The 10,572-nt window shown below is 62.8% G+C and carries 11 protein-coding genes; 5 read left to right on the top strand and 6 right to left on the bottom strand.

Annotated elements, in window-relative coordinates; translation table 11 throughout:
• Positions 1-70: 70 nt before the first annotated feature.
• A complete protein-coding gene (locus ACW9I6_RS25895) occupies positions 71-1,138 on the bottom strand; it encodes an NAD(P)-dependent alcohol dehydrogenase (protein WP_003220118.1) in 1,068 nt (355 codons plus the stop codon).
• Positions 1,139-1,280: 142 nt separating this feature from the next.
• Between ACW9I6_RS25895 and ACW9I6_RS25890 the strand changes: the two genes are divergently transcribed.
• A complete protein-coding gene (locus ACW9I6_RS25890) occupies positions 1,281-2,099 on the top strand; it encodes an alpha/beta fold hydrolase (RefSeq protein WP_003220116.1) in 819 nt (272 codons plus the stop codon).
• A 69-nt stretch (positions 2,100-2,168) separates the two neighbouring features.
• Here ACW9I6_RS25890 and ACW9I6_RS25885 read toward each other — a convergent pair whose 3' ends face one another.
• Positions 2,169-3,044: a LysR family transcriptional regulator gene (locus tag ACW9I6_RS25885; protein ID WP_008431428.1), complete on the bottom strand. Its 876-nt coding sequence runs from the start codon at positions 3,042-3,044 to the stop codon at positions 2,169-2,171.
• Positions 3,045-3,220: 176 nt separating this feature from the next.
• Here ACW9I6_RS25885 and ACW9I6_RS25880 point away from each other — a divergent pair, with 176 nt between their 5' ends.
• Together ACW9I6_RS25880 and ACW9I6_RS25875 are read left to right on the top strand one after the other, a co-directional pair.
• Complete coding sequence (locus ACW9I6_RS25880) at positions 3,221-4,219, top strand: NAD(P)H-quinone oxidoreductase (RefSeq protein WP_177023362.1); 999 nt, start codon at positions 3,221-3,223, stop codon at positions 4,217-4,219.
• A 64-nt stretch (positions 4,220-4,283) separates the two neighbouring features.
• Complete coding sequence (locus ACW9I6_RS25875) at positions 4,284-4,889, top strand: glutathione S-transferase (protein WP_008431431.1); 606 nt, start codon at positions 4,284-4,286, stop codon at positions 4,887-4,889.
• Between the two features lie 7 nt (positions 4,890-4,896).
• On the opposite strand, the gene ACW9I6_RS25870 is transcribed toward ACW9I6_RS25875, so the two are convergent.
• Positions 4,897-6,021, bottom strand: coding sequence for an alkene reductase (locus ACW9I6_RS25870; RefSeq protein ID WP_102368728.1), 1,125 nt, complete (start codon positions 6,019-6,021; stop codon positions 4,897-4,899).
• A 97-nt stretch (positions 6,022-6,118) separates the two neighbouring features.
• Positions 6,119-6,796, bottom strand: a complete 678-nt coding sequence (locus ACW9I6_RS25865) for a type 1 glutamine amidotransferase domain-containing protein (protein WP_008431436.1) — start codon at positions 6,794-6,796, stop codon at positions 6,119-6,121.
• Positions 6,797-6,963: 167 nt separating this feature from the next.
• On the opposite strand from ACW9I6_RS25865, the gene ACW9I6_RS25860 reads away from it, so the two are divergent.
• Positions 6,964-7,920 (top strand): GlxA family transcriptional regulator, encoded by a 957-nt coding sequence (locus ACW9I6_RS25860; protein WP_008431438.1) that lies wholly within the window; start codon positions 6,964-6,966, stop codon positions 7,918-7,920.
• 4 nt (positions 7,921-7,924) lie between these two features.
• Here ACW9I6_RS25860 and ACW9I6_RS25855 read toward each other — a convergent pair whose 3' ends face one another.
• Positions 7,925-8,431: a GNAT family N-acetyltransferase gene (locus tag ACW9I6_RS25855; RefSeq protein ID WP_032898758.1), complete on the bottom strand. Its 507-nt coding sequence runs from the start codon at positions 8,429-8,431 to the stop codon at positions 7,925-7,927.
• Positions 8,432-8,620: 189 nt separating this feature from the next.
• Between ACW9I6_RS25855 and ACW9I6_RS25850 the strand changes: the two genes are divergently transcribed.
• Entirely contained in the window at positions 8,621-9,493 is an 873-nt protein-coding gene (locus ACW9I6_RS25850; protein ID WP_003220102.1) for an undecaprenyl-diphosphate phosphatase, read from the top strand.
• On the opposite strand, the gene ACW9I6_RS25845 is transcribed toward ACW9I6_RS25850, so the two are convergent.
• Positions 9,490-10,446: a Dyp-type peroxidase gene (locus ACW9I6_RS25845; protein WP_003220100.1), complete on the bottom strand. Its 957-nt coding sequence runs from the start codon at positions 10,444-10,446 to the stop codon at positions 9,490-9,492. The two genes, ACW9I6_RS25850 and ACW9I6_RS25845, sit on opposite strands and share 4 nt — an antisense overlap.
• Between the last annotated feature and the right edge of the window lie 126 nt (positions 10,447-10,572).

Below are 10,572 nucleotides of genomic sequence, written 5' to 3'. Positions count from 1 at the left end.
TGACACACCGCCTTCGCGAGCAAGCCCGCTCCCACACCAGCCCGCTCCTACAGGGATCGGCGGCGATCAATCAGGCCGCGTGTTTTTCTTTCTTCAGGCTCTCGATGTCGATCACGAACCGATACTTCACATCGCCCTTGAGCATGCGCTCGTAGGCGTCATTGATGCCCTGGATGTCGATCATCTCGATGTCCGAGACAATCCCGTGCCTGGCGCAGAAATCCAGCATGTCCTGGGTTTCCTGGATGCCACCGATCAACGACCCGGCCAGGCTGCGACGCTTGAAGATCAGGTTGAACACGGTCGGTGACGGGTGCGGGCTATCCGGGGCGCCCACCAGGGTCATGGTGCCGTCGCGCTTGAGCAGGTTGAGGAAGGCGTCGAGATTGTGGGACGCGGCCACGGTGTTGAGGATGAAGTCCAGGGAGTTGGCAACCTTGGCCATTTCGTCCGCGTTCTTCGACACCACCACTTCATCGGCCCCCAGTCGCAGGCCGTCTTCGCGCTTGTTCGGCGAGGTGGTGAACAGCACCACGTAGGCGCCCATGGCATGAGCGATTTTCACCGCCATATGGCCCAGGCCACCGAGGCCGACAACGCCGACGCGCTTGCCCGGCCCGACGTTCCAGTGGTGCAGCGGTGAGTAGGTGGTGATGCCTGCACACAGCAGCGGCGCGACCGCCGCCAGGTTGCTCTCGTCGTGGGAGATGCGCAGGACGAACTTCTCCTTGACCACGATATTGTCCGAGTAGCCGCCGAAGGTGTTTTCGCCGCCAAAAGCCGGGCCGTTGTAGGTGCCGGTGAAGCCGTTTTCGCAATACTGCTCCTCGCCCTCGGCGCAGGATTCGCAGTGCTGGCAGCTGTCGACCATGCAGCCGACACCGGCCAAATCGCCCACCTTGAACTTGCTGACATTGGCGCCCACTGCGGTCACCCGTCCAACGATTTCATGGCCCGGTACCGACGGGTACAGGGTGTTTTTCCATTCGTTGCGTACGGTGTGCAGGTCCGAGTGGCAGACGCCGCAATAGAGGATGTCGATCTGCACATCATCGGCCCCGGGGGCGCGACGTTCGAACGTGAAGGGTTTGAGGGAATCCTTGGAGTCACGAGCGGCGTAGCTGTAAGTCTTGGCCATTTCGTTCACCTGTTTGTTCAGACGGTAGAAAGCAGTTGACCAGCATAGACGCTGAACCGTTCAACCGAGCACAGGCATACAAGTCCCTCGTCAGATTCTGCGCCTATAGTATTGGCTGCCCTCTCACCCAAGGAGTTTTGCCATGAGCACCCTACGCACACAAGACGGTACCGAGCTCTACTACAAGGACTGGGGCACCGGCAAACCGGTGCTGTTCAGCCACGGCTGGCCGCTGGATGCCGATATGTGGGAATACCAGATGGAGTACCTGAGCAGCCGCGGCTACCGCACCATCGCGTTCGACCGCCGTGGTTTTGGCCGCTCGGACCAGCCCTGGACCGGTAACGACTACGACACCTTTGCCGACGATATCGCCCAGTTGATCAACCATCTGGATCTGCAGGACGTGACCCTGGTGGGCTTCTCCATGGGCGGCGGCGATGTCAGCCGCTATATCGCCCGCCATGGCAGCGCGCGCGTGGCCGGGCTGGTGTTGCTGGGGGCGGTGACGCCGCTGTTCGGGCAAAAGCCGGATTACCCGCAAGGTGTCGAGATGGCAGCGTTTGACGGGTTCAAGGCCGCGTTGCTGAAGGATCGCGCGCAGTTCCTGGCAGACTTCAATACGCCGTTCTATGGCATCAACAAGGGCCAACAGGTCTCCAGCGGTGTATTGACTCAAACACTGAACATCGCCCTGCTCGCCTCGCTCAAGGCGACGGTGGATTGCGTCACCGCGTTCTCGGAAACCGATTTCCGCCCGGACATGGCCAGGATCGACGTGCCAACCCTGGTTATCCACGGTGATGGCGACCAGATCGTGCCGTTCGAAACTACCGGCAAGGTCGCCGCGCAGATGATCAAAGGCGCGCAGTTGAAGGTGTACAAGGATGCCCCCCATGGTTTTGCGGTGACCCACCAGCAAGCCTTGAACGAAGATCTGCTGGCCTTCCTGCAACGCTGAGCCGATTGCGTTCTCCTGCGACGACTTATTTCTGGCCGGGCTGACACCCGGCCTTTTCAGGCAGTCGTACTATTCCCCGGTGCCGGCAAACCCCGCGACGATCTCGTCGATCACCACCCGCACCCGGGCGGTATGCCGCAGGTCGGCATGGGTCACCAGCCACACATCGTAGGGCAACGGCCGCGTACGGTCCGGCCACAGCCGCACCAGGCCGTCGCGTTCGCCGGAAACTATCGGAACCTCACCGATACCGATCCCTGCGGCGATGGAGCGGCGAACCAACAGGCTTGAACTCAAGGCCGCAACAATACGTCCGCGTCCCAGCGGCTCGCTGACCAGGGTCAGGTCCTTCTGGCTTTGCAGGTGCGGCTGGTACACCACCAGGTCGTGTCCTTCGAACAGGCTGCCCGGTTCGGGTGCGCCGTGCCGATCGATATACGCCTGCGAGGCAAACAGCCCCACCGGCCAGCGGGCGATGCGCCGGGCGATCAGGTCGGGGTTGTCCGGGCGGGTATTGCGCACCGCGATATCGGCTTCGCGTTTGGCCAGGTTAAGCAACTGGGTCGAAGCGTCCATCTGCACGCGCACGTCAGGGTGCGCATCGTGCAGCCGGGCAATGGCCGGGATCAGGAAGTCGATGGCCAGGGAATCGGTGGTGGTCACCCGTACGGTGCCGGTCAGGCGGTCGTCCAGGCCCAGGACCTGACGCTCCAGGTCAAGGGCCGAGCGCTCCATGTTCTCCACCGATTGCAACGCGGCCTCACCCACGGCGGTCAGCGCATAGCCCTCGGAGGTGCGCAGGAACAACGTTGCGTTCAAGGACTTTTCCAGGGCATTGACCCGTCGCCCCACGGTGGCCTGATCCACCCCCAGCACCCGCGCGGCTCCGCGTAATGTGGACTCGCGGCACACCGCGAGGAACACCCGCGCATCGTCCCAATTCATGGCTTTCCCCTTCGATGCATTTTTGCATCATCGTGACGTGTAATCGCAGCATTATTGCATCACTCATCACAGCTATGCTGGGCACCAGAGAAAATACCCAGGATCGCCAGCAGGCTGAACCGCTCGGTGACGGGCGCGGTCCCAACCCACACGTTCATTGCTACAGGTGCGCTCAAATGAATCTGCCCCACGAAATGACCCTGATCGAAATCACCAGCCCCGGCGGCCCCGAAGTCCTGCAGCCACGCCAGGAGCCGGTACCTGTCGCCGGCCCCGGCGAAGTGCTGATCCGCGTGCACGCCGCCGGCGTCAATCGCCCGGACGCCCTGCAACGCGCCGGCACATATCCGATGAAACCCGGCATGAGCCCGATTCCCGGGCTGGAAGTGGCCGGTGTGGTGGTCGCGCTGGGCGAAGGCGTCAGCGAGTACGCGCTGGGCGACAAGGTGTGCGCCCTGACCAATGGCGGCGGTTATGCGCAGTACTGCGCAGTGCCCGCCAGCCAGACCTTGCCGGTTCCCTATGGCCTGGACTGGATTCAGGCGGCAGCGATCCCGGAAACCTTCTTCACCGTATGGGCCAACCTGTTCGGCATCGGCGGTGCGCATAAAGGCCAGCGCGTGTTGATCCATGGCGGCACCAGCGGCATCGGCACCACCGCGCTGATGCTCTGCCGCGAGTTCGGTATCGAAGCGTTCGCCACCGCCGGCAGCGTGGAAAAATGCGCCGCCATCCGCGAACTGGGAGCCGAGCCGATCAACTACCGGGAACAGAATTTCGCCGAGGTCATCGCTGACAAGACCGCGGGCAAGGGTGTCAATGTGGTGCTCGACATCATGGGTGGCTCCTACCTGAACGACAACATCAGCGCCCTGGCCATGGAAGGTCGCCTGGTGATGCTGGGCTTCCTCGGCGGCGCACGCGCCAAGGACATCGACCTGCTGGCGATCCTCGGCAAACGCGCGATCGTTACCGGCTCGTTGTTGCGCTCACGCACCCGGGAAGAAAAAGCCGCGATTGCCGCACAACTGCGCGAACACGTGTGGCCGGTGCTCTCGGCCGGGCGTTGCCTGCCGATGATCGATGAGGTGTATGCCTATACCGACGCCGCGAAGGCCCATGCGCGCATGGAAGGTGGCGACCATATCGGCAAGATTGTGTTGCGGGTGGATTGATAAACATGCGGAAAAACGGTTTATAGCGTCATCAGAACAAAACACTGCGGTTAATGGAGGCTTCATGAAACTGGTCGGCATGCTGGACTCGCCCTACGTGCGCCGCGTGGCCATTTCCCTGGAACTGTACGGCGTCGCGTTCGAACACCAGGCACTGTCGGTGTTCAGCACCTTCGATGAGTTTTCCGGGATCAACCCGGTAGTCAAGGCACCGACGCTGGTGCTCGACGACGGCACGGTGCTGATGGATTCCGGCTTGATCCTCGAGTACCTGGAAGCCCTGGCGCCGGCCGGCAGCCGATTGTTGCCCCCGTCAGCCCCAGCGCTTGCCAGGGATCTGCAAGTGATCGGCCTGGCGCTGGCAGCGTGCGAAAAGACCGTGCAGATCGTCTACGAACATCACCTGCGGCCCGCCGAAAAACTGCATCAGCCGTGGATCGACCGCGTGACCGGACAACTGCTGGCGGCCTATGCGTTATTGGAGGCGCGGGTGGCCGAGCGCGACAGCGACTTGCCGCTGACCCAGGCGAGCCTGACGGTGGCGGTCGCCTGGTCCTTCACCCAGCTGAAGATAGCCGACGTCGTGAAGGCCGATGCGTTTCCCCACTTGCAACGCCACGCGGCCCTCGCCGAGCAGCACCCGGCATTCGGCAAATACCCGATCGAGTAGCCCGTGCCTACCCGGCATACACCGGGTAATCGGTGAAGCCCACCTCGGTGCCGCCATACAGGCCGTCCGCGTTCAACGGGTTCAGCGGCCAACCGTTGAGCAGGCGTTGGGGCAAGTCGGGATTGGCAATGTACGGCCGGCCAAACGCGATCAGGTCTGCCAGCCCCGCCTCTACCAGCCGCACGCCGCGCTCTGCGGTGTAGCGGCCGGCGTAGATGATCCGGCCGCTGAAGGTGTCACGCACCGCCTGGCGGAACGACTCGGGCAACTCGGGGGCATTGTCCCAGTCGGCCTCGGCAATCGACACGTAGGCGATGCCGGCCGCCTCAAGCACCTTGATCGCCTCGATGTAGGTGTGATGCGGGTCTTCCTCGACGAGGCCGATGTAGACCCGGTCCTGGTCAGTGCCGCTGAACAACGGCGCAAAGCGCACACCCAGGCGTTGCGGGCCGACTACTTCGGCCACCGCCTCGACGATTTCCCGCAGGAACCGCAGGCGATTGTGCAGTGAGCCACCGTATTCATCGTCGCGCTGGTTGGAATGCGCCGAGATGAACTGGTTGACCAGGTAGCCGTTGGCCGAATGAATTTCCACGCCATCGAAACCGGCGGCCAATGCATTTTTTGCAGCCTGGGCGTAAAGCCCCACCAACTCCTTGACCTCGGCGGTAGCCAGGGCGCGCGGCTCGGGTGGCTGCACCAACTTACCGGTGCCGGGCCCGGTTGCAACGAATGCCTTGGCTTGCTGCGGCTGGATCGCCGACGGCGCGACGGGTGCTGCGCCGTCGGGTTGCAGTTCGTGATGGGACACGCGACCCACATGCCAAAGCTGGGCGAAGATCACGCCGCCTTCGGCATGCACGGCATCGGTCACGGTACGCCAGCCGTCAATCTGCTCCGGTGTGTAGATGCCCGGGGTCCAGGCATAGCCCTGGCCGCGAGGCTCGATCTGCGTGCCCTCGCTGACCATGAAGCCGGCGGTGGCGCGCTGGCGGTAATAAAGCGCCATCAAGTCCGTGGCGATATCACCGGGCTGGGCACTTCGCTGGCGGGTAAGCGGCGGCAGGACAATGCGGTTTTTCAGGGTGTGGTGCCCCAGTGTGATCGGGGTACCTAAAGCGCTGTTGCTCATGGGGGACAGTTCCGGATTCAAATTTCAGACAAGCAGAAGCTGCCGGCTCCCGGTCAGGGGAGCCGCCAACAACGTACTTTTTGGGGGATTTGGCGGGTTACGCGGTCAGCTTCAACAGCGCTTTGGCAACGTCACTGGAACTGGCAGGATTCTGCCCGGTGACCAGCAGGCCATCTTCAATCACAAAGGATTGCCAATCGGCACCCTTCTCATACGTGCCGCCCAGCGCCTTGAAATCATCCTCGATCAGGAAAGGCACCACGTCGGTCAGGCCAACCGCCGCTTCTTCGGAGTTGGAGAAGCCGGTGACGCGTCGGCCCTTGACCAGCGGCTCGCCGTTGACCGCCTTGACGTGACGCAAGGCGCCCGGGGCGTGGCACACAAAGCCAATCGGCTTGCCCGCACGCTCGAAGGCTTCGATCAGGGCGATGGAGGTTTTCGACTCTGCCAGGTCCCACAGCGGGCCGTGGCCGCCTGGGTAGAACACGGTGTCGAAGTCGCCGGCGTTGACCGACTCCAGCTTCACGGTGGTGGCCAGGGCCTGTTGCGCCGCCGGGTCGCTGGCGAAGCGGCGGGTCTGGTCGGTTTGCGAATCCGGCAGGTCGCTGACCGGGTCCAGGGGCGGCTGCCCACCGGCCGGCGAAGCCAGGGTCACGTCGGCCCCGGCGTCCTTGAACGCGTAGTAGGGAGCAGCAAATTCTTCGAGCCAGAACCCGGTCTTGCGGCCGGTGTTGCCAAGCTGGTCGTGAGAAGTCAAAACCATCAATACTTTCATGTGCCAGTGCCTCGGGGTGATGTGGGTTGGAATGGAATCAAGCTTAGGAGCCGGGCCAAAACCGCACAATGTCATGTCCGCAAGGATTCCGGACATTGCGCCAAGGCGGTTGCCGTTTCCCTGGCACACGCCGACAATCAACGCTCCGCGCCCCCTGGAGAGATGAGATGCACAGCATTGCGCTGATGGTGTACCCGAACTTTCAATCCTTGAGCCTCAGCCTGGGCTCGGTGTTCGAGTGCGCCAATCTGCTGCGTGGCGAGCAGGCGTATGAGTTTCACCTGGTGTCGGAAAGTGGCGGCCCGATCATGACGTCCCAGGGCTTCTCGGTGAACAGTACGCCGATCCGGCCCGAGGGCTATGACACATTGATCGTCAGCGGTTACCTGGAGTTCCAACTGCCTGACGCCAGCCTGCCGAGGCTGGTCCAGGCGGCGTCCAAACAGTCGCGGCGGATTGCTTCGTTGTGCATGGGCATCTTCGTGCTGGCCGAGGCGGGATTGCTCGAAGGCAAGCGCGCCACCACCCACTGGCTGCACGCACCGGCCTTTGCCAAGCGCTACCCGCAGATTCGCCTGGAGGAAGACAAGCTGTTCGTGGTTGACGGCCAGATCTGGACCGGTGCCGGCATGAGCGCCGGGGTGGACCTGGCGCTGGCGATGGTGGAGAACGACCTGGGCAGCGACCTCGCCCGCCGCATCGCGCGCAAGCTGGTGATTGCCCAGCGCCGTGGCAGCGAACAGTCGCAGCTATCGGCGTTGCTGGAACTCGACCCCAAGTCCGACCGTGTGCAGTTGGCCCTGGCCTACGCCCGGGAGAACCTGACCCACGACCTTTCGGTCGAGGCCCTGGCGGCCGTAGCGCGGCTCAGCCCACGCCAGTTCAGCCGGGTGTTTCGCGAGGAGACCGGGCAAACCCCGGCCAAGGCCATCGAATCCCTGCGGGTGGAAGCCGCCCGGGCAATGATGGAAACCAGTCGGCACCCGGTGGAAGTGGTCGCCCGCGAGACCGGGTTCGGTGATCGCGAGCGCATGCGCCAGGCGTTCCTGCGGGCGTTCGGCCAGCCGCCACAGGCGATGCAGGCGGCATTGTTCAGTGCAGGGGCTGGCGCAGCGTTTAACTGATGCCTCAGTGCAACGCTGCGCGCGTCACCAGGAAGCTCAGCAGGTTTGGCTCATCGTCCAGCTCGATGGCCTGCACCGGACGCGGCAGGTTATCCAACACCGTGCGCCAGAACGCCTGGCTCACTTCATCCTGATCATAGAAACGCACCAGCCAGTTCGCCTCGCCGCTGCTCAACACCTGAGTGGCGATGGCGCGGCCAATGCCCTTGCGGCGGTAGCGTTTGAGGATGAACAGGTCCGCCAGTTCCAGCGCATCGATCCCCGGCAACTCGCTGCCTTCGATCAGCAGGAAGCCGGCGATGAAGCCGTCGACCAGCAGCAGGTTGGCACTCCACTGCGGGTCTTCCCAGTAGCGGGCCAGGTGCTCCTCATGGATGTAGAAGCGACCGTCCACCTCGACATCTTCCTGTTCCCAGTCCGAGGACTCGTAGGCGTAGAACTGGTAAAGGTTGGCGATCAACGTGGCGTGTTCCGGGCCGGTCTCGATCAGTTCGACGGTGGTATCGGGGATTGCAGGCATGGGCATCTCGGCAAAAAAACAGGCCGCCATTGTCAACAAAGCCACCTGCAATGCCAATACACCGGCCAAGCTTTCTGCTTGCTGAACCGATCGCGCTTTTCTCGTGTCAACGACAAAATCGTTACAAAGTTAGACTAAACTCCGCGTCACTTCCCTCCCCTTGCTTTCAGGATAAGTACTTTGACAAACGTCTGCACCAGCGGCCTCGATGTCGGCTTTGCGTCCCTGGATTACCTGCAAATAGGCATCCTGGGCATCATTCAGGGCATCACCGAATTGTTGCCCGTGTCTTCCACCGCCCACATGCGCATCGTGCCCGCCCTGCTCGGCTGGCCGGATCCCGGCTCGGCGTTTTCCGCAGCCATGCAGTTGGCCGCACTGGCAGCAGTGGTCAGTTACTTCTGGAAGGATGTACGCCAGGTCACGGTCGGCAGCATCACTGCGGTGCGCCAAGGTGACTACAACAACCAGTGGTTCAAGCTGGCGGTGGCCATTGTGCTGGCGACGATTCCGATCGGGATCGCCGGGATAGCCTTGTCGTCGACCCTCAACTCCTGCAACTCGCCGCTGCGCGGGCTGATGGTGATCGGGATTTCCTGCCTGGTGATGGCGGTGCTGCTGGCGGCGGCTGAACTCAGCGCGAGGCATAAGCGCACGGTGGGCGAAATGCGCCTGCGGGATGCGCTGATTGTCGGCATTGCGCAGATCGGCGCGCTGATTCCAGGGGTTTCCCGCTCGGGTTCGACCCTGACCGCCGCACTGTTCCTCAACTTCAAGCGTGAAGAAGCGGCGCGGTTTTCGTTCCTGCTGGGCTTGCCGGCGATCGCCCTGGCGGGTTTGAAGGAACTGTGGGTGTTGTTCCATGCCGACCTGCCCGCCCACGCCTGGCCGCATTTGATCTTTGGCCTGGTGGTTGCCAGTGTCTCAGCGTTCTTCGCGATCTGGGGCCTGATGAAGTTCCTGGAGCGATTCTCCACCTGGCCGTTCGTGATCTACCGCGCGGTGCTGGGGGTGTTCCTGATTGTGGCGGTGAGCACCGGGTTGTTGGCCTAAGGCGCGCGGTCGGCCAGTTCTTCGAGCAAATCCGCAGACGGTATGAAGAACAGGCCGCCGGTGACCGCCGTGCTGAAGTCCAGCAGGCGGTCATAGTTGCCGACCGGTCGGCCGACAAACATGTTCTCCAGCATCAACTCCAAAGGCTCTGGCGAGCGCGCGTAGCCGATAAAGTACGTCCCGAATTCCCCCGCGCCCGGCCGGCCAAAGGGCATGTTGTCCCGCAGGATCTTCACTTCCTCGCCGTCCTTGGTGATGGTGGTCAATGCACTGTGGGAATTGCTCGGCTTGGTCGCATCGTCGAGCTCGATGTCCGACAACTTGGTGCGCCCGATCACCCGCTCCTGCGCCTCCACCGACAATTCATTCCAGGCCTGCATGTTGTGCAGGTACTTCTGCACCATTACATAGCTGCCGCCGCTGAACGCCGGATCCTCATCACCGACGATGGTGAAACCCACCGCCTTGCGCCCGACCGGGTTCTCGGTGCCGTCGACAAAACCGATGATGCTGCGCATGTCGAAATAGCGGAAACCCTGGACCTCGTCCACCACCGTCACCGCATCCCCCAGCGCCGCCATCAACTGGGTGGCCAATTCGAAACACAGGTCCATCTGCTCGGCACGAATGTGCAGCAGGATATCCCCCGGCGTGGCCGGCGCCAGGCGCCCGGCCACGCCCACTTCCTTGAACGGATGCAACGCTGCTGGCCGCGGCCCCCCGAACAGCGCATCCCACGCCTTGGAGCCAAACCCTGCGACACACGTCAGGTTGCCGGCTGGCACCCGCTTGCCGACCGAGCGCACCAGGCCGGCGATATCGGCGCACCAGCTGCGCACCGCCTCAGCCGAGTCACTGCCAGGCGCCAGGGTCGCGACCATGAAAATGGCGCTGCTGGTGATCGGGCTGCAGACGGATTGGGGTTCAAGGTTTTGATCGGAGGGCGATGTCATTGAGAGGTCCACGGGTGGCGGTCGAGATTCAACGAGCGCAGATTAGCAGACCACCTAACCCTGTGGGAGCTGTCGAGCTTTAGCGAGGCTGCGAAGGCGGCAGCAGTGTCAACATTGATGCTGCCT

It is taken from the genome of Pseudomonas sp. SDO5522_S412 (assembly GCF_054071215.1).
The sequence above is the reverse complement of the archived record's forward strand: the minus strand, read 5'-3'. Positions and strand labels throughout refer to the sequence as shown.